General features: G+C 52.9%; 25 protein-coding genes and 1 pseudogene. 5 read left to right on the top strand and 21 right to left on the bottom strand.

Features of this window, described 5'->3' with window-relative positions:
* Positions 1-6 precede the first annotated feature (6 nt).
* The 12 genes from xth to JOD78_RS07110 all read right to left on the bottom strand — a co-directional run bounded on the left by xth (position 7) and on the right by JOD78_RS07110 (position 5,599).
* Positions 7-774, bottom strand: coding sequence for an exodeoxyribonuclease III (gene xth, locus JOD78_RS07165; RefSeq protein ID WP_088756982.1), 768 nt, complete (start codon positions 772-774; stop codon positions 7-9).
* 137 nt (positions 775-911) lie between these two features.
* A complete protein-coding gene (locus JOD78_RS07160; RefSeq protein ID WP_245201994.1) occupies positions 912-1,121 on the bottom strand; it encodes a helix-turn-helix domain-containing protein in 210 nt (69 codons plus the stop codon).
* Positions 1,121-1,339, bottom strand: a complete 219-nt coding sequence (locus JOD78_RS07155; protein ID WP_204725669.1) for a hypothetical protein — start codon at positions 1,337-1,339, stop codon at positions 1,121-1,123. The genes JOD78_RS07160 and JOD78_RS07155 overlap by 1 nt, the downstream gene beginning before the upstream one ends.
* Positions 1,340-1,368: 29 nt before the next feature.
* Complete coding sequence (locus JOD78_RS07150) at positions 1,369-1,764, bottom strand: hypothetical protein (protein WP_348534253.1); 396 nt, start codon at positions 1,762-1,764, stop codon at positions 1,369-1,371.
* Positions 1,761-1,907, bottom strand: a complete 147-nt coding sequence (locus tag JOD78_RS07145) for a hypothetical protein (protein ID WP_008331387.1) — start codon at positions 1,905-1,907, stop codon at positions 1,761-1,763. Before JOD78_RS07145 ends, JOD78_RS07150 begins: the two co-directional genes overlap by 4 nt.
* Positions 1,904-3,955: a replication endonuclease gene (locus JOD78_RS07140; RefSeq protein WP_209566981.1), complete on the bottom strand. Its 2,052-nt coding sequence runs from the start codon at positions 3,953-3,955 to the stop codon at positions 1,904-1,906. The genes JOD78_RS07145 and JOD78_RS07140 overlap by 4 nt, the downstream gene beginning before the upstream one ends.
* Positions 3,945-4,301, bottom strand: coding sequence for a hypothetical protein (locus JOD78_RS07135; RefSeq protein ID WP_245201993.1), 357 nt, complete (start codon positions 4,299-4,301; stop codon positions 3,945-3,947). Before JOD78_RS07135 ends, JOD78_RS07140 begins: the two co-directional genes overlap by 11 nt.
* Positions 4,302-4,386: 85 nt before the next feature.
* Positions 4,387-4,608 (bottom strand): hypothetical protein, encoded by a 222-nt coding sequence (locus tag JOD78_RS07130; RefSeq protein ID WP_209566979.1) that lies wholly within the window; start codon positions 4,606-4,608, stop codon positions 4,387-4,389.
* A gap of 103 nt (positions 4,609-4,711) precedes the next feature.
* A complete protein-coding gene (locus JOD78_RS07125; protein ID WP_006465440.1) occupies positions 4,712-4,957 on the bottom strand; it encodes an ogr/Delta-like zinc finger family protein in 246 nt (81 codons plus the stop codon).
* A complete protein-coding gene (locus JOD78_RS07120; RefSeq protein ID WP_209566976.1) occupies positions 4,948-5,148 on the bottom strand; it encodes a hypothetical protein in 201 nt (66 codons plus the stop codon). Before JOD78_RS07120 ends, JOD78_RS07125 begins: the two co-directional genes overlap by 10 nt.
* Positions 5,141-5,383: a hypothetical protein gene (locus JOD78_RS07115; protein WP_006461600.1), complete on the bottom strand. Its 243-nt coding sequence runs from the start codon at positions 5,381-5,383 to the stop codon at positions 5,141-5,143. The genes JOD78_RS07120 and JOD78_RS07115 overlap by 8 nt, the downstream gene beginning before the upstream one ends.
* Before the next feature lie 15 nt (positions 5,384-5,398).
* A complete protein-coding gene (locus JOD78_RS07110) occupies positions 5,399-5,599 on the bottom strand; it encodes a hypothetical protein (protein ID WP_209566974.1) in 201 nt (66 codons plus the stop codon).
* Between the two features lie 85 nt (positions 5,600-5,684).
* Here JOD78_RS07110 and JOD78_RS07105 point away from each other — a divergent pair, with 85 nt between their 5' ends.
* On the top strand, positions 5,685-6,128 hold the full coding sequence (locus JOD78_RS07105; protein WP_209567649.1) for a helix-turn-helix transcriptional regulator: 444 nt from the start codon (positions 5,685-5,687) through the stop codon (positions 6,126-6,128).
* A gap of 88 nt (positions 6,129-6,216) precedes the next feature.
* The gene (locus JOD78_RS07100; protein ID WP_209566972.1) at positions 6,217-6,744 is read left to right on the top strand and encodes a hypothetical protein; all 528 of its coding nucleotides are present in this window, start codon (positions 6,217-6,219) and stop codon (positions 6,742-6,744) included.
* Between the two features lie 117 nt (positions 6,745-6,861).
* Here JOD78_RS07100 and JOD78_RS07095 read toward each other — a convergent pair whose 3' ends face one another.
* From JOD78_RS07095 to JOD78_RS07070, 6 genes are all read right to left on the bottom strand, one after another.
* Positions 6,862-7,074: a hypothetical protein gene (locus JOD78_RS07095; RefSeq protein WP_209566970.1), complete on the bottom strand. Its 213-nt coding sequence runs from the start codon at positions 7,072-7,074 to the stop codon at positions 6,862-6,864.
* A 152-nt stretch (positions 7,075-7,226) separates the two neighbouring features.
* A complete protein-coding gene (locus tag JOD78_RS07090; RefSeq protein WP_348534252.1) occupies positions 7,227-8,696 on the bottom strand; it encodes a TolC family protein in 1,470 nt (489 codons plus the stop codon).
* The gene (locus tag JOD78_RS07085; protein WP_209566968.1) at positions 8,686-10,107 is read right to left on the bottom strand and encodes an HlyD family type I secretion periplasmic adaptor subunit; all 1,422 of its coding nucleotides are present in this window, start codon (positions 10,105-10,107) and stop codon (positions 8,686-8,688) included. Before JOD78_RS07085 ends, JOD78_RS07090 begins: the two co-directional genes overlap by 11 nt.
* A 12-nt stretch (positions 10,108-10,119) precedes the next feature.
* Positions 10,120-12,243, bottom strand: coding sequence for a type I secretion system permease/ATPase (locus JOD78_RS07080; RefSeq protein WP_209567645.1), 2,124 nt, complete (start codon positions 12,241-12,243; stop codon positions 10,120-10,122).
* Positions 12,244-12,367: 124 nt separating this feature from the next.
* A complete protein-coding gene (locus tag JOD78_RS07075) occupies positions 12,368-15,376 on the bottom strand; it encodes a hypothetical protein (RefSeq protein ID WP_209566966.1) in 3,009 nt (1,002 codons plus the stop codon).
* Between the two features lie 12 nt (positions 15,377-15,388).
* On the bottom strand, positions 15,389-15,925 hold the full coding sequence (locus JOD78_RS07070) for a hypothetical protein (protein ID WP_209570744.1): 537 nt from the start codon (positions 15,923-15,925) through the stop codon (positions 15,389-15,391).
* A 945-nt stretch (positions 15,926-16,870) separates the two neighbouring features.
* Between JOD78_RS07070 and JOD78_RS07065 the strand changes: the two genes are divergently transcribed.
* The 3 genes and pseudogenes from JOD78_RS07065 to JOD78_RS07045 all read left to right on the top strand — a co-directional run bounded on the left by JOD78_RS07065 (position 16,871) and on the right by JOD78_RS07045 (position 20,628).
* Complete coding sequence (locus JOD78_RS07065) at positions 16,871-17,392, top strand: hypothetical protein (RefSeq protein ID WP_209566962.1); 522 nt, start codon at positions 16,871-16,873, stop codon at positions 17,390-17,392.
* Positions 17,393-18,334: 942 nt separating this feature from the next.
* On the top strand, positions 18,335-18,796 hold the full coding sequence (locus JOD78_RS07055) for a hypothetical protein (protein ID WP_209566957.1): 462 nt from the start codon (positions 18,335-18,337) through the stop codon (positions 18,794-18,796).
* 666 nt (positions 18,797-19,462) lie between these two features.
* Positions 19,463-20,628: pseudogene (locus JOD78_RS07045) on the top strand (IS3 family transposase).
* A 324-nt stretch (positions 20,629-20,952) separates the two neighbouring features.
* Here the strand turns inward: JOD78_RS07045 and JOD78_RS07040 are convergent.
* The 3 genes from JOD78_RS07040 to JOD78_RS07030 form a co-directional block, all read right to left on the bottom strand.
* Positions 20,953-21,855, bottom strand: a complete 903-nt coding sequence (locus JOD78_RS07040; protein WP_209566953.1) for a hypothetical protein — start codon at positions 21,853-21,855, stop codon at positions 20,953-20,955.
* 351 nt (positions 21,856-22,206) lie between these two features.
* Positions 22,207-22,851 carry a hypothetical protein gene (locus tag JOD78_RS07035; protein WP_209566951.1) on the bottom strand — a complete coding sequence of 215 codons (645 nt, stop codon included), beginning with the start codon at positions 22,849-22,851 and terminating at the stop codon, positions 22,207-22,209.
* A 218-nt stretch (positions 22,852-23,069) separates the two neighbouring features.
* Positions 23,070-23,969, bottom strand: coding sequence for a sterol desaturase family protein (locus tag JOD78_RS07030; RefSeq protein WP_209566949.1), 900 nt, complete (start codon positions 23,967-23,969; stop codon positions 23,070-23,072).
* Positions 23,970-24,080 lie beyond the last annotated feature (111 nt).

Raw genomic sequence — 24,080 nt, 5'->3', positions numbered from 1 at the left:
TGTGCCTCAGTCCGCCAGGGTGGCGATCACCGGTGCGTGATCCGAGGGTTGTTCCCACTTGCGCGGGACCTTGTCGATGACGCAGGCGGTGCAGCGCGGCACCAGTTCTTCAGACAGCAGGATGTGGTCGATGCGCAGGCCGCGGTTGAGGCGGAAGCCCATCTGGCGGTAGTCCCACCAGCTGTACATCTTTTCCGGTTGTTCGAAGAGGCGATAGGAATCCGTCAGGCCCAGGGCCTGTAGTTTGCGGAAGGCTTCACGTTCCGGTTCGGAGACCAGCACCTGCCCTTGCCAGGCGACCGGGTCATGCACGTCGCGGTCTTCGGGGGCGATGTTGTAGTCGCCCAGCAGGGCCAGGCGCGGGTTCTTCGCCTTTTCCTGGGCCAGCCATTCGTGCAGGGCGGCCAGCCAGCTGAGCTTGTAGGGATACTTTTCGGATTCCAGCGACTGGCCGTTGGGAATGTAGGCACAGACATAGCGCACGCCTTCGATGGTGGCGGCGATGATGCGCTGCTGTTCGTCGGGGAAGAGCGGATTGTTCTTGACCACGTCGGTCATCGGATGGCGCGACAGGATGGCCACGCCGTTGTAGGTCTTCTGGCCTGAGAACTCGACCAGGTAGCCGGCGGCGGCGATCTCGGCTGCGGGGAACTTGTCGTCGGTCAGTTTGGTTTCCTGCAGGCAGAGCACGTCGACCGGGTTTTCTTCCAGCCATTTCAGCACTTGCGGCAGGCGGACCTTGAGGGAGTTGACGTTCCAGGTGGCGATTTTCATGGTATATGCAAAGTCCTTATCTAGTGCTGATTTGCGCGGTATGGGTAGCTGAAGAATCTGTCTAGCTACCCACCTAGCTACCCACCCTCGAAGGCTTGGACGCGCGCGCAAAGTGTTGCTAAGGCGCCACTATAGCATCAGCAGCTGACCTTGTTCTTCTCGATCATGGCAGCAATGCTTGCAGCTGTGATGCCACTGGAACGCTTGCCGATCTTTACTAGTTCTAGGGTGCCTTCTTTAGCCAGGCGATAGATCGTGGCACGCGAGACCCCCAATTTGGCCTCTGCGACGTTGATGCGATACAGGAGCGGCCCACTCATCTCCGGCAGTTTCGTAACGATAGTCATTATTTGATCCTTTGAAATTCAATCACCCATACCCACGGGTTTCTATCCCAGCTTCCCGCGTCGCCAATGCTTTCCCATACGTAGCAAAATGCCTCGGGCGGAGTTTCAATCAGCGGAGGTTTCTCAACTCCCCAGCGGGTGGTGTTCTTTACGTCATGCGTCGGCCCGTATTCAAAATCCTGTTGCCGCGATGCAGTCACCTCTTTTTCGGTCAGCATCAGGAGAAGCTGGCAAGGCAGTGAGGCTTTTAATCCCTGGCATGGATTCTCCCCCTGTCGATGAGATTGGCGCTGTAGTCGCTCAGGCAGAGACGTCTAGCCTTGCCGTTCGGAGTATTGCGACGTCGATCACCAGCATCATCGCAAGTGAGGATGTCTGCCAGCGGGACGCCACGAAACATTCCGGACGGCTCGTTATCCAGCTCCACCCAGGCGAACCGCTCGCCGTTCCCCAGGTGCTGACGAATGATCGACACATAGCCTGCCAGCACGCCGTCATCGGGTGTGTTGAACGTAATGCGGTCCAGGGCCTGCGGTGGCAGCATGACGAAATCACGCTGTTTCGGCTGCTTGGCGAAATACTTGGCAGCGTAGCCTTCGGCGCGGTAAGACAGGGCGGGATTGGTGGTTGTGGTTGCGTTCACTTCTGGTTCTCCTGAATGGCCGTAACGGAACACACGCCAAAGCGATCGACGGCGGCGGCGATCACGTCGCAGCTATGGGCTGCGATGGCGGTGTAAGAATGGCGTGCGCTGGCAGTGCGCACGACGACACGAAACGCGGTCATGGGGCGTTCCCTTTCGTTGGGTTGGTATCAATCGGAAGTTCGGTTACATCGAGCCGGCCGGCGCGCCAGTCGGCCACCTGACGCGGCGTGCCGAGGCGCGGTGACTTGTCCGGCACAGGCACCACGCGTGGCCAGGGGCACGCCTTGATGGCATCCCAGGCGGCAAGGGCTCGGCGCTGTTCATCGGCGGTCATGGCTGGCCCTGGCCATGTCGGCATGTCGTCTATCACCGGCCGGGGCCAGGGGCATGCGCCCAAGGCGAGCCAGGCATGATTGATCTGCGCGGCCTGGTCGGGCTTGAACATGACCGGCGCTGGTGATGTCTTCGGTTCGAAGGACACATCCGCCGCAAAGTCAGGCCCGGCGGGCTGCGTACAGTTATTTACACGAGTCCAAGGGAACCCCGAACCCGCCTGTGCGCGGGCGTCGTCTCCTTGAACTGGCGTCCATGTGTGGCGAACGGACTTAAAAACCACACCGACCATCTGGCGGCACTGGACGCCATAGGGCATGACCCGCTCGCACTCTTCATAGCGGCCAGTCACAGTCTTGGTTTCCTTGGCCAGCGTGACCATGAGATCGTCGCGTTTCACCAGTGCGCCGCCCTGTGCACGCAGATAATTTGCCCAGCACGCGCGCTTCTCGCCCTCGACCTTTTGTACGGCATCCCATGCGGCGGCCATGGCCGGAGGAGCCTGTTTGACCATTTCTGCCGGCACGCGGCGCAGCTCGCGCCAGACGCTCACAGGTGCGCCACCCCATTGCTGGAACTGGCGAATACCCCAGCGGGCGGCCCAAGCTTCCACACGGGCCGAGGGCGTCAGCTCACGATCACCCGCCATATCGGTGGTGATGAGGTAGCCTTCTTTGGTCTTGTGGTCCGCCACGCCATCGATGTTCTTCGCCACGTACTTAGCGATATAACCAGCAGCACTGCCTTTCGCCCAATCAATGCGTTTCACGTCCAGGCGGCGCTTGAATGCGCCCGGTTCGCCGCGATCCACGCGCCAGGCGTATCTCTTCATGACGCGGATAGCGCGGCTGGCAACGTCCTTGACGTGCGGTGTGGTGTAGTCCGGCAGCGCGCGTACGAACACCAGCATGTGCCAGTGAGGACAACCATCGTGATGCGGTTCAGCGATACGGAAGCCGTACAGACCGATGCCGCGGCGAGCCAGCGCCGAGCGTGCCAGCGCTGTCATCTTTCCGAGGTACTTATTGGCAGTGCGCGGGTCCGACCCGTCATATTTCGGATTCGGCTTGCCGGTATGCAGCGTGGCATGGAAGCGCGATGGGCAAGACCAAGTGAGGAACAGACCCTGATCGTTGCACTCCTTTGCAATGATCTCGAAACCATTGATGCGCAGCATGAGTTCGCCGCGACGAATGGTCTTGTTCGCAGTCGTCTTCTCGGCCAGCTCGGCAATACTGAATTCCTGCCCAGCCTCATTGCGCACAATGGTCGCTTCCAGCGCGGCTGCATTTCTTCTGTTCTGCGCCAGCCGAGAGAGTACGGCATCGTTACTGGCATAGGGCTCACCGTGGTAATGGACGTAGCCCAGGCGGATATTGCCACCCTCAAAGGCGCGGCCGACGACCTTGCGCAGTTGCCTGCGCCACCAGCGCGGATCCACGACACGCGCAATGATGGCGCGCAGATCGTCATCATCCACTTCAGGCATATCAATGCCGTAGTCACTACACTCCTGCTCGATGAGGTCGCGTGCGTGGGTGTCAGAAATCGCTTTCCACAAGACCTTTTTGACGTTCTCGGCGGCTTTCTCGGCCGTGGCGCAAATATCGGCATCATCCTGCGACAGATCCACGCCGGCCGGCACATACTGCTCAGCGAATTCGCGGACGAACTGAACGGCGACCGGTTCGAAAATCTTGTTCCAGTGCCATACCGACATCAGTTCCAGTGCCTGGCTCACGACACGTCCGCGCCACTTCAGCGGAATACGTGCCAGCTCCCCGGCAAATTGCCGAGACTCCACGAAGGCCCGATGCCGACGCCGTGTCTTCGCATCGACTGTTCTAGACTGCATTGAGAGCTCTTTCATACGTCGTAATGGCGCGCAGCACCGCATGGCGCATGGCCAGGCGTTCAGCTTCAGTGAAGGAGTGAATAGGAGATTCCCAGCGATCCGCCGAAAGGCCCGCCAGGGCCAGGATGTGCCGGCGCACTGGCTTTGCCATCGCCGCCCAGGAATAAGCAATGCCGGTTTGGAGATTGGGCCGCCGCCGGTTGCGCAGCAGCGAAATGGATTTCTCTAGCTCAGCCTTAGCGGCTTCGTTGCCCGGAGGCGTGGGCACCCATGCCGCACGCTCGCGCAGCAGGTCCGATGCCGGACGGAATGACGCATGGTCCTTAATTCGTGCACCGCGCATCATTACCCCCGCACCAGCCCGAGAGCCACCAGAAGTGAGGGAGCAAGCAGCAATAACACAGCGATGCCGTGAGCGATCACAGTACGCATTACCATGTCCCCATCAGACCGCCGAGGCGCTGCAAGCGCTGGACGAGGCGGGCCGAAATAACGTTCTTCCCTTGCCAGATTACATTCCACTGCAGTTCGTCCTGCAGCACCGCTTTGCGCAGCAGCATGCGTTGGGCGCATTGAAATTCCTTGATGTCGTCGCCCATGCGAAGCCGCAGCGAGGCGAGGGCAAGCGTTGTCTGTTGCTGATCGAGAGCCATGTGAGGTTTCTTTAGGGTGAGCGAATCCCGCGTGCGCCAAACGGCGCACGACAGGTCTTAGTCAATTTGGGGTTCAGCGACCGGCTAGGCGGTCAGCAGCAAGTCAGGCAGTACCTGTTCCTTGTGGGGCGAGGTACGCACGGGGCGAGATGGGAAGGCTCACCTCGGGATTGGGCATGGCCGACAGGGAAACGGTACGAGAAATCTCCAGCGTGGCCACGAAGGTGTGGCCGCAATCGACGTTCTGGCATCGATAGGTGATTTCCTTCATCAGCGTAGACATGGTCCGGCTTTTGGCTGCACGCACAGGGCTTTGACAATGAGGGCACGGCAGGCTGATTACACGCATGTTGTTTTCTTTCCCTTGATGGCATAGAGTGCACGCCCCTTGCCTGTAACACGTTTGATACCTTCTCGAACAGATTGCGCTAGAGCGAACTCTGCGGCCTGTTCAATCGTGTCGAAGCCTTCTCGCATCATGATCACTTCCAAGGCTTCGACTAACGCAGGATGGGTGAACGGCAGTTCGAGATCAGGCATTGCGAGGCACTGAAAAGTGGCTCGTGAGCGCCTTGGCTTGCACATTCTGCTCGGATAAGATCGGCATCGAATAGGATTGCGCCAGGGCGATGGCCTGATGCATCAACAGATCATGAGCCAGCGTGGCCAGGTTTTCACCCTGGTACTGGGCCAGGGCTTTCATGATGTCGTAGTTGTCGTCGTTGACGCGCACTACGATGCGGCGATGACGGATTTTGCGGGGATCGTCGTACATGGCAGCCTCCGATGCTCAAGCCCGTTGGGCCTTGACGTCTTTGTCGTAGGCCGCCATGCCGCGCAAGATCAGCAGACGCACAAAAGAAGAGCGCGTGCGTAAATCCTGGCGGGCCAACTCAGCCAGTCTTTGCTCTTCATCAGCTTCAAGGCGGAAGGTAACGGCCACCGAAGTATCGGTATGGGGGCGGGATACGTGCTTGGAGAGAGTAGGCATATGGGATAATTGGTTGTACACGTCACTTAGCAATGACGTGAATATTAGTTCTCAAAAACGTACCTGTCAAACAAATATTTGCGCAATGAGTACCTTTGGTCAAAGATTAAAAGATGAGCGTAAGCGCCTAGGCCTTACTCAACCGGAGTTTGCTGCCGTCGGTGGGGTGGAAAAGGGAGCGCAAATCAATTATGAGCAAGACAAGCGCTTTCCAAGCGCGGACTATCTAATTGCCGTTGCAGCGCTTGGTGTTGACACTCAGTATGTGTTACTTGGTGTTCCGGCTTCCGACGGGTTGACGGAAGACGAGTCGGAGCTTCTGGTGGGATATCGGAAGTTGGATCTTCGTGCGAAGGCTCGCGTCCTTGGCGTGATCGAAGGAGCGAGCGATACAAATACATCTGCGCCCGCTCCCAAAGGCCGAGCGAACATCACCATCCACGGCGGAGTCGGGCAACAAATTCACGGCGAAACCTTTAAAAAGGTCGTTGGTCCTCAGATGGTCAAAGCCCCGTCTAAGAAGAAATAGATTTCTAATTTCTCGTGAATTAGAACATTGCCTTTGCGATGTCGGCGGAAGGCTGCATTAAAGATTGTTTTTGGGAAGTAGGGTAGGAATGGTAAGAAAAATTAATATTCGGGGGAATGTTTCTCAGCTGATCAATGGGGATGTGCATAGTGTCACCGGACCCACGACCACTGAGACTCGGAATTCGAGTGACGTAAAAGAAACAGAAAATTCCCAAAGGATCACTGAATTTCAGCGGAAAAGAATCAACGTATTAGTGAAAGAATGGTCGGCAATTTCCGGTGAAAAGGAAGTCGAGATTTATAAGATCTTTATGAAAGATTTTGGAATCCGGTATTTTCGCGAGCTCCCGATTGAGCATTATTCAACCGTGAAAGAAACACTAGAGGAATGGATTGCGGCTAGCGCTGCCAAGGCGCGCCCTGTTGCGGTCCCAGAGGTCGGAAAAGTGGTGCAAAGTGAAAGAGCGCAGCATCAACATGGATGTCCCACTTGCCTGGAAAAAGATGCATCTTTTACACGAGCTCAAAGGGAGCTATTGGCGCTGCGAGCGTTGGCTTTTGCGATCTCAGTGTTATGCGGGTGGCTGCTCTACAAGATGCCAACTCAAGGCTAGTTTATCTGTAAGCCGGTTAGAGCCTTTAAGTGTTTTTTCTTAAAGGCTCAATTCACAGTAATTACCTGAGTCCTACTTTTTGCCATTAATGAGTCGTGCTCAAATAATCACGTATAGCTATGAGGCTATCGCGTTGCGTAGCGCCATAACGATTGAGACCGTCTTTTCCAAAACTTCCTCCTGGGTATTTAAACCAAAGTCTTCTTTGAGTTGAACTAAACTCTCACGCGTCGTCAGGCTAACGCGGACGTTAAGTCTGCCGCCGGGCTCGGAAATGAAGCCGGGTTGTTTTTCCTTCAGCTTATTCTTCGATCCTTTTGGTCTGCCCATTCGGTTCTCCTTTTAGATAGCTTACACGAGACAAGCTGACCTGTTTCTCTGTTGCTTTGAATAGACCGCTGCTTCATGTGTTAGTTGCCTGAGGCGGCCGAACGCCCTTCGGCAAAATATGTGTAAATTCTGGCTTGGCTCCACAGTGAAGGCTAATCACCATCCTTAATGCTCTGCATACCCACATGCCCGAGCGCGCCAGCAAGTTGTAGGCGCGCCGTACGCCAATCAGCTAGTGCCTGAACGCGTTGTTTGCGCGCAGTTGCTAGGGCGGATTGGGTACTAAGTAACTCAATCACATTGCCTACACCTGATAGATAGCGATGCAGAGATGCGTCATAGGATTTCTGAGCAATATCCAGTAGAGATGCACTATTGCCGACGTTTTCCGTGGCCGTGCGTAAGGCTTGCTCACTCGACCAAACATTTGATACGACCTTACGCCGAGCCTCATCCAAAGTAACCTTCGCGAGTTCAGCTTGAGCCTGAGCTTGTTTTACTTGGTAGGTCCGGTTGAAGCCGTCAAAGATTGGCACATTTACTTGAATGCCGAGATATTTCTCGCTGGCCCAGGCTGGCAATCCCGGTTGTCCTATCGAAGGGCTGACGGGTTGATTATTCCAACTGTATTTGCCAATCATGCTGACGTTCGGCAGTCCCTCCGCCTTCGCTTGGTCAACCTTGGCTAACGCAGCTTGCCATTGCGCAAGCGCCGTTCTTACACTCGGATGCTCTTCCCTCGCTCGTGCTATTAGCTCGTCCAATGAGCGATTGAAGTCGGAGATAGGCATGATCATTTCCTCGATATCTGGCACCCGGATATCCGCTCTCGGATCCATATCTATGTCAGACATCAGTGCGCCGATTGCAATTAGCCAATCCCCCTGCGCTTTGGTGCGGCTGAATACAGCCTGAGCATATACCGTTTGCGCCTGAAGCTGATCGCTGATCGGCGCAACCCCGTTGTTCACTCTGCCGCTCGCAGCGGCAAGACTTTCCTTGGAGATGTTCTCTATATCGGTGGATGCCGCCAGGCTGCCAAAGGCAGCCTGAGCTGCGTAAAAGTCCTTGGCGACGTTCAGGAAGGTCTCCTGCAAGACTTGATCATGGTTGGCCTGAGCGGCGGCCAAAAGCTGTTCAGCGTTTCCTAGTGCGGCACGGCGTGCACCAAAATCATAGAGAAGCAAATTCAAAGATGCGCTGTAGGCACGCTCAGTCGCTTTTTGCTGAGAACTGAGTGCAGGGAAATCTTGTACGCTGGTTGTATTGTCGTTACGAGTCTTTTGCCAGGAACCAGTCAAGGTAGGTAAAAACGGGGCCTTGGCAACGCCTACGGCAGCAGCCTGAACTTTGATGGAGGTCCACGCCGCACGCGTCTTCGGGTTGCTACATAGAGCTCGTTCCAGTGCCTCACCAAGCTCCAGCATCTCCCCAAGTGCATCGAATACACAGGTATCCTTCTTGTCCGTGCCTTCCAGCATCATCCCAGAGGGTTCTGGCGGAATCGCCAGGTCAGTGCGAAATATATCGACTGCCTTGACCGGTGCTGGCTGCGATAGAAGAACAGCGTTCACAATCAAGAGCCAGAGCCAATGTCGACGTGCGGTACGTTTAACGTTCACGCATGCTCTCCTGCGCCGTCTGTACCAGAGGGTCAAGGAAGTAATGTGCCACACTGCGCTTTCCTGTCTTGATCTCCGCTGTTACTTCCATCCCGGAAGTCAAATTGACCCATTTATCATGGATGCGGATCTTGTTGCTGGCTAGCTGAATGCGTGCCGGAAAAGTAAGGCCGAGCTTCTTATCTTGTACCGCGTCGTTGGAAACCGAGACGACGGTTCCTGTCAGGTAGCCATATTGGGTATAAGGGAAGGCTTCCAGCTTGACCACCGCCTGCTGTCCAGCCTTGACGAAGCCAATGTCTTTATTTTCGACACTGACCTCTACCTCTACGCCATCGTCAGGAACAATCACCATCACCTGCTGAGCGGCTGAAGCGACGCCGCCCAAGGTGTGGATAGCCAATTGCTGGACGGTACCCGCCACCGGCGCGGTAAGTCGCATGAGATTTTGGCGCGACTGTGCTTTGGTCTCATTGTTTGCGTCCTGGGTGAACTGTTGACTGGCCTTGTCCAAGAAATCGAGCTGCTCGCGACGGAACTGCGAGTTCAAAGCCCCTATTTCTGCTCTTTGTTGTTGTATTGCCGCGTTGAGCTGACGCGCATGACTGCGCAACGCTACCAATTCATGCTCTTGTCCCAACGCGGTCTGCTCCTTGTCGAGATAGTCGTTTTTTGCGACATACTTGTCCGCTAACAGCGCTTGGTAGTTGTTGGCTTGCTGGCGGGCCAACGGCGCGGTCGCCTCCAGCTTTGCAATTTCCTTGTTGGTGTTATCCAGTTCGGCGACACGCTTGGCCAGCTCAGCCTCGGCGCTGGCGGATTTGTCCTGATATTCACGATAAAAGCCGTCGGCGAAATGTTGAGCTTGTTGCTGATCCTCCTCCGTGGCACCCACCACGATCGACACCTTCGGCGACTGTTGGGTGCGCTGAGCATCTAGCAGGGCCTGGGATCTGGCCATCGCTAACTGAGCGCTGATCTTTGCTGAACGCGCATTGTCGGCATCTGCGGCGGCCTGAGTCGGATCGAGTTCCATTAATGTCGCTCCTGCGGCCACGCGCTGACCGTCATGCACCCAAATATGCCGAACCACGCCAGTGATCGCCGGTTGAATGATCTTCACTCGTGCATCCGGCAGGAGTTTTCCCTTAGCCGCAGCAACGATGTCCAGTTGGCCAAACAGTGCTATCACTACCACTATCATTGCCAGCAAGACGATGATACGCATCGCCCATCGTGGTGCCGGATGTACAGGTGTTTCGACCAGTTCGAGATTCGAGGGGAGAAATGCTAGTTCGTGCGAGAGCCGGGTCTTGCTATCAAGCTGCCGGCGTATTGACCATGCGGCCCTGAATACGGAGTAATAACGGTGAGCTAGATCTGCTAGTGCAGTGAGTTGAATAAATCGCATGTGGAAGCTCGTTCAACTATTCTGCAAGGAAACCAGATGAGCGTAATATCCCGCTTGTGCAAGGAGCTGCTCATGACTTCCACTCTCCACGATCACACCCTTATCCATAGCAATGATGCAGTCCGCGTACCGAACAGCCGTCAGTCGATGGGCGATGATGATTACGGTACGGCCCTGGCACATGGAGCGCATATTCTGCTGGACGATCCGTTCAGTTTCGAAGTCGAGCGCACTGGTGGCCTCGTCAAAAATCAAGATGCGTGGATTGCTGACTAGAGCACGCGCTATAGCAATTCGTTGGCGCTGCCCTCCGGATAACCCCGCCCCGTGCTCGCCCACAAGCGTGTCATAACCTTGCGGTAGCTCTAGAATAAAGTCATGGGCACCAGCTAGCGTCGCAGCGTGCATTACCTGTTCCAGAGGAATGCCTGCATCAGTGACGGCAATGTTGTCTCTGATCGAACGATTGAAAAGGATGTTTTCCTGAAGTACCACACCGATCTGCCTTCGCAACCATGCCGGATCGGCTAGGGCAAGGTCAATGCCGTCGACACGTACTCGTCCATGCTCAGGGACGTAAAGGCGCTGCAGCAGCTTGGTCAAGGTACTCTTGCCAGAGCCGGAGCGACCGACGATCCCAATGACTTGGCCCGGCTGGATATGCAGTGAAACTCCGTTGAGAATAGGTGGACCATCGGCACGGTAACGAAAGCGGATGTCCTCGAAGCTGACATCGCCTTTGATCGGCGGTAACGCCTGCCGGCTCTGCGGAAGTTCGTTCCGAGTATTGAGGATGTCCCCGAGACGCCGCATCGAAAGCCCGACCTGCTGAAAATCCTGCCATAGCTGAGCCAATCGCAATACGGGAGCGGCAACGCGTTGTGACATCATGTTGAACGCGATCAACTGACCGACCGATAGTTTTCCGTCGATGACTAGCTTCGCACCAAAATACAAAGTCAGTAGCGTGACGAGCTTGCCGATGAATTGAATAAGCTGTTGCCCCAGATTGCTCAAGGAGCTAACGCGAAAACCAGCCGCCACATAGGCGGAAAGTTGGTCATCCCAGCGTCGTATGAACTGCGGCTCGACCGCCATCGACTTAACTGTTTCCGCGCTGGACACGGCTTCCACCAGAAACGACTGGTTATCGGCGCTGCGAGCAAACTTTTCATTGAGACGGGTTCGTAATGCCGGATTAATCGCTGCAGAGATCACGGCATATATCGGCAGCGAAACAACAACGATCAGAGTGAGCCAGACACTGTAAAAGCACATTACAGCAATGAAGATTACTGAGAAGATCAAGTCCAGCACAGCGGTAAGAGCCTGGCCAGTTAGAAAGTTGCGGATGTTTTCGAGCTCGCGCACCCGTGCCACCGTATCACCCACGCGCCTAGCCGCGAAATAGCTGAGGGGCAAGGTGAGAAGATGGCGAAAAAGCCGAGCACCTAGCTCGACGTCAATACGATTGGTCGTGTGAGAGAAAACGTAGTTTCGCAACCCGGTCAGGAGGATTTCGAATATGGCGCTGACTAGAAGAGCGAAGCAGACAACGTTCAAGGTACTGAATGCCCGGTTGACAAGCACCTTGTCCATGACGACTTGAAACATCAATGGCGAGACCAGACCGAACAACTGCAGCACAGCCGATACAGCAAACACTTCCAGCAGCAATCGACGGTATTTGACGACCGCAGGAATGAACCAGGAGAAATCAAAGCGAGCAAGATCACCGGCCAGCGAAGCGCGGGAGGCAAACAGCAGCATGCGTCCCAGGCTCCGTGTCGTCACTTCATCGGCGGGAACCTGTCGAGGGGAATTCTCATTGAGCTCAAGAATCAATGCCTTTTCTTCGGTTCCACCTGCAAGGATGAAGTGCTGCCCATTTTGGCAGAGCACTAGGGCAGGGAAGGGCGTACTGGAAATGCGGTCTGACGCAAGCCTCACGCTACGTGCCTTCAGGCCAATGGAGCGCGCGGCCAGCACTAGATCCGATTCTGTCGCCGCTCCGTTGGTGATAGCGAACTGATGGCGGAGCTGCTCTGCATCGGCCGCGATGCCATGAAATCGGGCGATCAATATGAGCGCGGCGAGACCCGGATCATATTCCGATCCGAATGGTGTTGATGCCATTTTCTGCACGACTTTCCTTAGCCACTCGATATCAAAAGATTTGGCAGCTTCTTAGAGAGGAAGTCTTCTGCTTAGCAGGGTTGGCAAGGCAGAAGACTTCGAAGGTGGCGCTACGAAGAAATGCTCAATGAGGCGTCGCGAGAAGGGTCTGTTGCGCCGTGGATAGATCTGGAGAGATCACGGTACTGGATGAACTTTCAGGAGAATACGAGGCCATTGCCTGAATCAGCTGAGTTACCTTGTTTGCTGCGCCAGCCGAAGCGTCTGTATTGAAGACAAGATCAACGCCAGCGATATCGCCGGTCTCGCCGCTGGCCAGCATATATCGGCCGTCACTCAAGATAGTGTTGCCGTTGCTATTCTCGTGGACAGTGCTCGCATTCAGATCAATCCCCGTGATGCCAAGTTGGTCGAGACTCATTAGTTGTCCTTGCTGAAACTGTCCCGTACCAGTGGTATCTACCCAGACCTTCAAGTCTCCCCACAGCGAATCGCTGCCGTTTAGCCATCCCTTGCTCGTGCCATCGACTGCTTGAGCAAGCGCTTGCAAGGCGCTGAACCCTGCTACTAACTGATGGTCTTGCTTTACTACAGTAGAATCAGCCGCGTCGTTAGGGTCGTAGACTAGGTAACCTTCTCCCGCAGTTCCCCATCCGGTCTTGACCGCTTGCCCTGAATTTTGCATATCGAAAACAGCAGCGGTGTTGCTGAGGCCCTGCGTTTTAACCGGATCTTTGTTGAGACTGAGAATAAGGGGATCGTCATCGTCGTTAAACGGGTCGTCTGGCATGTCTGGAGACGAAGGCGCATCTAAAGTTCCCCCATAATCAACAGTATCGCCGTCCCCGCTCGGTGTTGGAGTTACATCGCCTTGGCCTTCAATAATTTCCGAGTCATCTGATCCACTACTGAAGGTTTCATCATAATTTCCAGTGACAAGAGTTCCGTCGGATATGCCAGAGACATAAGTATTATCGTTTCCGCTGCCTGTGACGTAAGTTGAATCGCCCTGACCTTGGATATAGCTGTCATCCTTCCAGCCACCAACAACGGTTTCGTCATAGTTTCCAGTGACCGTCGTCCCATCGCTAGTACCTGTTACATAGGTGTCGTCGTTTCCACTTCCGGAGACGTTGGTGCTGTCACCTTGACCTTTGATGAAACTGTTGTCCATCCAGCCGCTGACGTTTGTTTGATCGTAATTTCCGGACACTTCGGTTCCATCGCTCGTTCCGGAAACATAGGTGTTGTCGTTCCCACTGCCAGTCACATAGGTCGAGTCGCCTTGACCATTAATGAAACTAGTGTCCTGCCATCCATTCACGGCTGTCTGATCATAATTTCCTGAAACCACCGTGCCATCACTGGTGCCGGAAACGTAGGTATTGTCGTTTCCACTTCCGGTTACGTAAGTCGAATCGCCTTGGCCTTGAATCGAGCTGTTATCCTTCCAGCCGCTGATGGTCGTCACATCATAACTTCCTCTTACAGTCGCTGTGTCACTGGTACCCGCGACAGAAGTATTATCGTTGCCGCTACCCGTAACAGTGACAATATCGTTTTGACCGTTGATGCCGGTAGAATCCTTCCAGCCGCTGACATTCACCAAGGTCCCAGTTCCTGTTGCGGTCGTGCTGTCGCTGGTCCCAGAGATATTGAGAGTGTTGCTGTAGCCTGACTCGGTCGTCGTAACGCCCGCGCCACTTACGTTTAAAGTGTTTCCGGCGCCCGCAACGGTTACCGTGGAATTATCGCTCGCACTAACTACGTCCGTGGAGCCATTCAGAACTACGGCGCTGCCAGAGCCGACTACTAGAGATCCATTGTTGAGCGTAGCGGTAACTGATCCGCCTGAGACGGTTAGAGTGCTACCCGTACCTAGATTGATCCGCTCTCCTTCACCTTCAGTCGCCACGGCGATATTCGTACCGCCGTTGATATTGTCACTAGCCCCATTAAGAGTGATATGGTCATTCATCCCAGCGATGCTTACAGCGTCGCCATTGCCATTGACAATCAATCCATTACTATTTCCTACAGAAATAGCGTTAGCACTACCGTTGATGGTTACATCCGCTCCGTCCGCAAGACTGATAGCCGCGTTGCTTAAGTTCGCAACGGCTGATGTGCCACTTATGGCGTCATTCACGTCTCCATTGGAGGCGCGGGTGATAACTTGCTCGTTTTCTGAGATTCCGGAAGTCTGAAAATTTTTAATGTCATCTATTGATGATCCGTCGGCATTATTCACCGAGCTCTGCTCTGAATTGTTATTGCTATCTATCTGTTCTGCGCTCGTTAATTTCCCGTCACTTCCAGTGACTGACTGGTTGTAGGTCCCATTGCTATATGTTGTCACTGCTCCGCTACCATCGGTATGTGTAACTGTACTCTGGAAGTTACCCGGTGCTGAATATACGTCAGTCCCTTTTGATCCGTCACTTGATGTCCAAGAGTCACTTAGTAGAGTCCTATTTCCGTTTCCATCAGCTGCAGAATAATGACCCGTGATCGTGCAAGTATATTCGTCGTTATCTCCGCATTCTTCTGTTGTCGTTATTGTTTGACCGCCATTTTGGGCTTCAAGGCCGTTCAGAATTTTTGCCGCGCTTCCCGCTTGCCATTCAGGTAGCGAAAATGCAGAAATATTTGTGGCTAGAGGTGTCCCTGTCTGGCGGCTTACGTAATCAAACATTCCGTCTACAAAGGACTCACAATTGTTTCCGAAAAAACCTTGGACGGAAAACATGCCTCCCAAAACGTTGTAATTCGTATCGGCGGAAGAGAGGGTCGTGTCGATGTTCTGCGCGCCGGCAGCAGATAATGAATTTAGATTTTTACCAGACGCCAGGTTTTCAATACTATTTCCATAAGTAAGTGCTGCTTGCACCTGAGCATCTGTGAGTGGCGCACTTTGAGCAAAAACTATTCCGCTTAGATAAGTTTGGCCATCGGTTTCTGTAACCGTTCCGGCTCCAAACGGAGTGCCTTGACTTAAAGGCTCAAAGCCAAATGAACGGCTGTGGCCGTTGCTATCTGTGACGGTATACCAAATATGCCCCGGTATAGAATTTTTACCGTTTGATTCCAAAGCCCCAGGTGCCACCACGCTGATCGTAATGCTCCCCGCCATTTTTTTCCCCTCTCATTTCCAAGTGTATCCAGAGATAATTCCAGTTCGAAACGTTCCGTCAAAGCGGGGATCGTTATCTACTGCGGTTACCGTCGCAATATAGTCGCCTGGCGCATATTGAATGCCGTTAAGAACCAGCGAATAGCCGAAGCCGACTTTGATGCGTCCGCTTTCAGAGCCTCGGTAGGTGTCTGCAGTGACGATGTTGTCCTGAAGTACCTTCCCCGATTTCTTTTCGGTCCAAACAATATGGAGTTTTACGCCCTTATGTGGCGCAGGTTGTTGGTTATCGAAAGGAGGGGAAAAAATTGGTCTAAATCCCGTCAGACTTTCCATTAGATCATCTGCTTTGCGATACAGAGAAATGTTGTATGCGTCATTAGATGTGTTCCATCCCCCCTTTGGGGGCTTGATCATCAGTAAAACAAATCTCGGCTCATGCTGACCAAGCCCCTCGGGGGATACATGCACATCAATTGATGCGCTAGCCCCCGCTTTGCCAACGTCGAGAGGGACAAAACCTTCATCGGTGTCTTCAGAGTGGGCCATGCATGAGGTTCCTAAAAGTGAAGCCGCGAATAGTGAAACGACCGCAATTTTGTAAAAAAATGATTGTTTCATGATGATCGATGCGATGTTGGCGGGATAACGGACGTGAACAATTGGTTTTCCAATACACGCGTACCATATTTGGATATAGAGATCATTTCGACCTCCGATCTTTTTAATGCAAATGCACCAAAAGTAAATCGGTACCACTTTGTGCAACCCATCGTTATAGTCACGCCTCAAAAAAAAACCTCCGTGATCCTATGACTTTCCCTTATAGTGCCGACGGCAATTGACGTTTTAAGATGCTCTGTTCTAGTACGGTATTAATCAAATTCGAGTGTTTCTCCAAGATTTTTACTTGGCCGGAAAACATAACGGGGCATCTTGCGGATGCATCGCGCTAATAAAGCTCATCATTACGAGACAGAATGACGACCCGATTCTTTAATGTTGCTTTCAAGATCAATTTTTATGGCGGCTTGGAACAACGCTGTGCATAAAGAAAGAGGCAAATTTCGGATTGATTTCGTAATACAGAAAATCATAAATTAGATTTCGCAAAGATGGCTGACATACAACTGACTGACAATGCTGAAATTGAATTTTTATGTCGGTCAAATCGGTAAATCCGAGCTTTCGTGTTTCTCAAAAACTTAGGTGACGGCAGTAGAGGTTGCTCCGGGTATTGAGTCGCTCGCAGAATTGCCCCACGTTCCATTGCCTTCCGAAGGCATTCACTCGGCCCTACAATCCGTGAACCGTACTTTGGAGTCAAAGTGATGAACCCTTAACAAGCAGCCTATTCGGTCTCTGGAAGAAAGCTATTTGTCAGATGGATTTGGTATCGTAGAAAGAGTCGCAATAGTACGTTGATGATTTGATCTATCTAAGCGGCGGAGATGGTATCTAGAGAAAAACTTTCTCCTGTATGAGGAGTTTCGATTGTCAGAGCTGGGTACTGTTTCCGTCGCTAAATTGAAATTTGCTCTCAAGATGGCAGTAGAAAAAGAAGCTGAAATTCAGACCAGCTACGCAAATTTGGGGGTAGGGATGACGCTCGCGGTAATTTTCCTTTTATTCTCTTCCTACTCTTATCTCAAAAGGCCGATCGGACTTCCATGCGATTCCATCAAGAGAATTGGCGTCCTGAAGAAGACGCGAAATGCGATGTTCGTTGTAAATGGTAACCAAGAATTTATCGTTGCATGGCCTGCCCGTCGCGGGGACGACGGCGGCGCTGGACGTGAATTGAAAGATGCTAAGAACGGTATGCGCATCGAATCCAATGTATGCGCCAATACATTGGTGCGGGTCGTGTTGGAAGGCAAAGAGGTGTATGCGGTTACGTCTGGTGATGCTAGGAAAAAGAATGTTGCGGACGCCAAATTTGGACTGCTTCTTGCCTTGGTCGGTTTGATTCCCATGATGTTGGGCAGATACAAATTAAGAAAATTTCGACGTTGATCGCCCCATCGTCTTTGTTTAAAAAAAGTAAATTTCGCTAATTCTGAAGGGTAGACAACCGACAAGACCCGCCCGCACGCCCATCTAGCCCTTTTCGCATAATTAGCAGGGAAGCATAGCCGGTTTCCACATCCGGCTAATGCTCATTGTTTCGTTGCGCCAAGATGTCCGCTATCGGCAAGAGCCGACATCTTAAATCCACAGCTAAACACAGAATAATTCATTCACACCACTCTGCGTCAGTCGTTTGTCAGTCCGTTTTGCGAGCATGTATAGAAGTTCGACAATGCAAAGCGGGTCATGAACCAAAAATTAATTGCAACGCGTATAGATATCCGCACTTGTGCGAGTGTCATCTTAATTTGCTTGGGACTAACGCTATCCATCGTTATATTCGATTGGTGCCAAGATTACCGTATGGCCGAGCAATCAGCTACATGGCCTAGCATCCGAGGCAATATTGCGGTAGCGAAAATTGAAAAGGTCTCAGCGAAGAGATGCAGCGGCAATAACTTTAGAGTGGATATTCGATATACGTATGTTGTGGCCGGAAAGTCCTACAGTGATTCACGATTAGGATTTGGCCCCAGAGGCTGCTATACAGAGGCAGGCGCGCGACGCGTCGTGGCAATGCACCCGATCGGACAGACCCTAGTCTGGTACAACCCGCTTCAGCCCGAGCTCTCGACACTTGATGCTGGCGCGGTGACAGACAGTTTTTGGTCTAATTTTTATACCCTGTTGGCAATAATTTGTGTCTCCCTTTTCCTGGCCGCATGGTTCCTTATTTCGATGAAGCGGGAATCCATTCGGCAACGATCTTATTGAAGATCATTTTGGTCGCAACTGGCTAGAATCGGCCCTCTGCTATACAGATCCTTGAGATATCGCGTGCAAAGTCATTCGTAATAACTGGCGCAATTTTTCGGAAGTAAATAAACCATGCAAAGCTTGACGAAGTTCTTGAAAATAAATTCAATTGCGGCGATCTTGTGTTTAATGTTTTTCGGGAATTCTGCCTATTCTTTCACTCCATTTAAATATTCGACAGAAGTAAAAGTTTCATTCGCCAAGGGTTCTTCTGTCCTTTCTGATTCAGTAAGGGTGGCCCTGGCAAGGCATCTGCCGCGAATTTTCTCACTATATATTGACCGTATCTTAATTGTTACGGATGGCGACGAAGGTGGCTCTAAGTTAAGCAATCAGATGTTGGCCGAAGCTCGGTCGCAGGCTTTACGTCAGTTTTTTGTCGACGCTGGAGTGCCGGCCGAGACAATTTTCACGAAGGTCGTTCTAACAAATCAGGGCGGAAATTCCATCCTCGAATACGTAGGTACTTGCGCGGGAGGAGGCGTGACCTGCCCTTATTGTGTGTCCGATACCACGTTATTGTGCAAAAAATGAGACCCTTTTGATCGCTGTTTGTGCAGGGCTGTCGAAGTGGCTCTGCTGCGTGGAGAACATATGAGAAGAAAAGCTAATTTGGGCGTCTTACTTTCTCTTCCACTCTTATTCCAGTTGAACATCGCGTGGGCAGATGCTGCGTCTTGTTTGGATGCCGCGTCGTCCACAATCGAGGTACTGCACTGTAATCAGCAGGAAATTGAGAACCTGAACGTGAAACTTAATACCGTCTATAAAAAAATGGAGAGGGAAATATTTGAAATCGGTATCGCTGGTAGGTCGCCGGACTCAGAACTAAGAAAACTGGAGATCTCCGAAAGAAATTGGGAATCGGCTATGGAAAATAGTTGCGATTTTTCAGGACACGAAAGAGGAGGTAGCCCTATGTGGGTGAATGTGTTCTCTATGGAGTGTCAAATAAACGAGATTAAGCAGAGAATCAATTTTTTTGAGGTCATCTTAAAATCTCCACATTAAATTATGTTTATTTCTTTGAAAGCCACATTTCCAAGTTCAGGCAGACCTTCCACGCTGAAATTAGTCTTTTAGTGTTCCTTTGCTCGCAGAACTGATCCGGCTATCATCATTGGTACTTCGGACCCCTGAATTACCCCGGAACTAATAGACACTCCGCAACCTAAAATGTCAGGCGACCGAGGAGTCGTCATGAGTAACAAGCGTTATCCGGAAGAGTTCAAGATTGAGGCAGTCAAGCAGGTCACCGAACGGGGCCGTTCAGCCCCTGATGTTGAGAAACGGCTCGGGGTATTGCAGCCGACGCTGTACGAATGGATGAAGAAGTACGCATTGGCACCTGAGGAGCGTCGGACACAGGCCAGCCAGCAAGAAGAGCTGCGTCGCCTCAAGGCTGAGCTCAAGCGTGTCACCGAGGAGCGCGACATCCTAAAAAAGACCGCAGCGTTCACGCATTCATTGTGGCTCACGAACCCCAGCATGCCGTTCGCACGATGTGCCGAGTAATGCGCGTCCATCCGAGCGGCTACTACACGTGGAAGGCCCGACCGGAATCCGAGAGAACCAAGGAGAACCTACGGCTCCTGGCGCTCATCAAGCAATCGTGGCTGGAATCCGGCGGGGTCTATGGCTATCGCAAGATTACGGCCGACCTGCGCGACTTGGACGAGCGTTGTGGCAAGCATCGTGTCTATCGTCTGATGCGCACAGAAGGCCTCAAGTCCCAGACTGGCTATCGCCGTCGTGCTGGGCGCTATGGCAAGCCGATAGTCATTGCCCCGAATTATCTGCAAAAGCAGTTCGACGTGCCGGCACCGAACCGGGCATGGCTTACGGACATCACCTATATCCGCACCCACGAGGGCTGGCTGTATCTGGCCGTGGTGCTCGACCTGTTCTCACGCCAGGTGATTGGCTGGTCGATGGGATCGCGTATCGACCGCAACTTGGCAATGGACGCTTACTGATAGCAGTTTGGCGCAGGAGTTCGATGCAGGAGGTTATTGTGTATTCAGACCAAGGCAGTCAGTCCAGCAGTCATGACTGGCAGGCATTCCTGAAGTCGCACAGTCTGATGCCCAGCATGAGCCGGCGCGGCAACTGCCACGACAATACCGTGGCTAGAGAGCTTCTTCCAGCTCTAGAAACGTGAGCGCATTAAGCGCGGTATCTATGCTGACCGTAACGAAGCACGGTCGGATGTGTTCGATTACATCGAGATGTTCTACAACCCGAAACGTCGCCATTCCTATAGCGGCAACGTTTCTCCGGTACAGTTCGAACAGCAGTATTTCAACAGGCTGGAAAGTGTCTTGTGCAGCCGGGGCGATTCAGTCCGCTATTCCGTAGCCATTTAAGCAACGTTAAATTCGTCGCCTCAGTTCTGGTAGTTTAGACCAGAGCAGCCGCATCGTTATCAAACTAATAACTGTATATGAATACAGTGGTTGCGCCTACCGCCTTTGCGCGCGCGGTTGCCCCCACCCCGCGCCTGCCCGCTACATAGGTCGGTTTTGACTCAAATTTGCATCAGCGGTCGAGGCCCGTCCAGTCTGGCGTAGCGGCCCGCCTGGCTACCATCAAATTTGACGCGTTTTGATGCATCTCTCGCGCATTTTTAAACGTCGCCGCAAGGCGGGGCGTGTAATGCTTCGAAAGAAGTACATGGGCTCATTTGGGGACTAAGGGGATTTCTTCTCCTTGGCGTTTTCTTGCTGAATTCTAAGCTCATAACCCCTCAAGAAAGCACGGCGTTGTTCGCAATCTCCTAGAACAGCTAGCTGGAGCGCGCAGTAAAGCGACACGCAGTCATCCTCAATATTCGCGTTTATTTGCCGGCCCTCCTTAAATATCTCGCATCGAAGTCGGAACAAGCGGAACACTTCGGCATTGACTATCGACGACTGGAGCACGTTCTGAAAAAATGCCTCCCGCTTCTCGCCGTTATTGCCGGTGTCGATTACTGCACTCACGACGGTTTCGAAAGCTAGCCACATTAAAATGAACCGCTCGCCGGGGTTGATTTGCGCAAAGGCTTTCTCAAGCAAGAAGGCCGCTTCGGCAGGAATTCTGCTCAGCTTCGCCTCTTGAATCGGAGGATCGTCGTAGCGATGGAGCGATTGCACGTCGAAGAATGAAGCGTAGTTCACGTCCGAATGGGTTGAAGAGGTTTTTTTATCAAACACGCTATACAGAAGCAACTCCCGTGCGGCGGGCACCCCAAAAATCAGCCGCAACGCGTTGGCAACCACGATCGTTCGAGCCTGGTCATTCCCTCGAATTTCCTCGGTAGCATAGGCGAAAACTAATTTCAGGTTATTGCTACCCACCGGCAGTGAAACGGGGGCGGCCGTAACCAGGCACTGGCCGGTTTGGTCATAATATCGATTCCATTTCAATCTTTGGGTACTATCGTCCAGTGGCCTTATAAGCGACACATCAATATCTTCAAATCCATTTATCTTTAGAAACGTTCGCACGCGCTCCAAATCCGGCTGCTCCAAAGATGAACTCCACACAAGTTCGGAAAAATAGTGGAACCCTCTATTTCCGAACTCTTCGACGATTCTCTCTCTGTAGTTCACGACCCCTCCATTAGACTGACTCGAATTTCGGATTTATCATCTGCGTACATTTAGCTCTCTTTGCACGCATAGAATTCCCCTTTGCAATTCTTAAACGAGCGAGGCCCAATAAGGCATAGCGCGGCGCTATTTTTCCCAATTGCAGAGAAAAAAGCACCTACGTATTTGATTCGTGTGATTTTCGCGCCGGACTTTTAATCAGGCTCTGCAGAAGGTGAAACGCCCGCTACCAGCGGGTGTTTTTCTTGCACTGGCAACGGCCGCTTCTGGCAGGGGGGGACGTCATCCCGATCGGCAATCGGCGGAGCGTGCATGCCCGAGATAGCGATGTTGGCGCGCTCAGCAGAGGACTCAGCTCAACCCTGCTCGGCGTCGCAGTTCCGCCCCCATGTGCAGCAGTAGCGCTTTGCCTTCGGCAGCCGTCTGCTTAGTGACCTGCCCAAACAGCTCGGCGTCGGTGTCAATCTCCAGTTCGCTGCGAATGGCCAAGAGCGCCGGAACTGACTGGTTAATCAAACGTTCCAGCAAGGGCGCTAACATTTCAAAGCGCGTCACCATGGCCAAGTTAAGCTGCGCCGTTTTCACATCCCTTTCCCGGCTTGGCAGCAAGCGCTCGGCTTCAGCCCGCATTGCTTCGACCTCAAAGCCTCCCATCGTCACGTCGAACATGACCTTGTTCAACTCCAGCCCATAGGACTGAAGAAGGCGGACTGTCTCTGGCTTCGCAATTAATTGAACAGTAGAAATGGCGTGCCCGACAGCGCGGGCTCGCTTGAACCGTGTTTCCTCTGGTGGTACTCCTCGGATCATCTCAGCAAAAAACTGCTGCATGGCGACGATTTCTTTTAGCACTCGGCCATACGTTTCCTTGCGGAAAGCATATTCTTGTGCAGCTTTGTCTTTCTTTCTGTTGTGGCGGTTAGTCAGCCACACAGCAACAATGGTCGCGACGGGTGCAGCAAGCCATTGAATGAGTTCACCGGTTTCTTTGTCCATCCTGCCCCCGCAGAATATTTGTTGTCGGTTTAGTATGCCAGATGAAGGTATTGATGGCGCTCGTTCTAGCGCAAAAGCAGACTAAAATTAATTTACTGTTATCTAATTGTCACATTTTCCCCTAGCTGGAATTCATGACCGTCATCGTCCCATATGAAATTTAAGTTCCAGCGGCTCTGGGTGTTTGGATAGGATTCGTTCAAGGAGAAATAGCCCGTTCACTTCCGTTCACGTAACTGCTCCAGACGATGCAACTCTTCGGTCATCGTTCCTTTTCCGTCGGCCGCCCATCCTGGCGGTTTCCAAAGATAGGCCAGCCTTGTCGTCCAATCCCCGGAAGTGCGCATGTCCTTCGCCAGTGCCTGCCACTCGAAAAATTCCAGATGCAACAGATGACGCGGATGCAGCGGCTTGACTAAGCCAAAGCGCAGCACAACGTCGCGCTTTTCTGCCCGATAGGTACCAAACAGACGGTCAAAAATGATCAGCACGCCGCCGTAATTGCAATCCAGATATTCGACGTTGCAAGCATGATGTACGCGATGGGCCGAAGGTGTGTTGAAGACCCATTCCAATGGTCCCAGGCGCGGTATCCATGTTGCATGCAGCCAGAATTGATAGAGCAGATTGAGCGACAGCATCATCAATATGATGCGCGGCGGCATACCCAGGAGCGGGGCTAACATGAACGGCACGAGGGTGCCGGTAGGGCGGCCCGTCCAGCCGAATCGATACGCTGCAGAGAGGTTCAGTTGGGCTGGAGAATGATGCACGGCATGGGTACACCAGAACCAGCGTATGCGGTGCGCAGCGCGATGGTACCAGTAATAGCAGAATTCCTGCACCAGGAAACAGGCTATCCAGCTGCGCCAATCCTGCATCGGCAGCGTCCACAGCCGATGCTGCCAGATCCAGTCCATAGCATGCGTCCAGAACGCAAGCGGAAGCAGCCATTCCAAGGGATACTGCCGCACCAGAAAATCCGCCACGGAGAGCGCGGTAGCTTGCCAGTCATATCGTTCGCCGGTCGGTCGCAGGGTGAACAACAGCGCTTCCAGCAAGGAGGCGATGAGCACCAGCAGGGCCGACCATTTGAGTACCGTCATCAGGATTTGCATAAGATTTTTCAGAAAGGCTGAACACCTCGATAGCATAGAAGCCGTGCAGGTTCTGTTCTAGCGCGAAGGGATGAAATGGGTCTGCGCCGGGGCGAACCGGATCTTGCCCTG

It is taken from the genome of Herbaspirillum sp. 1130 (genome assembly GCF_017833835.1).
GTDB lineage: Bacteria > Pseudomonadota > Gammaproteobacteria > Burkholderiales > Burkholderiaceae_D > Herbaspirillum > Herbaspirillum huttiense.
Note: the sequence above shows the minus strand (reverse complement) of the source record. Positions and strands in the feature narration are given on the sequence as shown.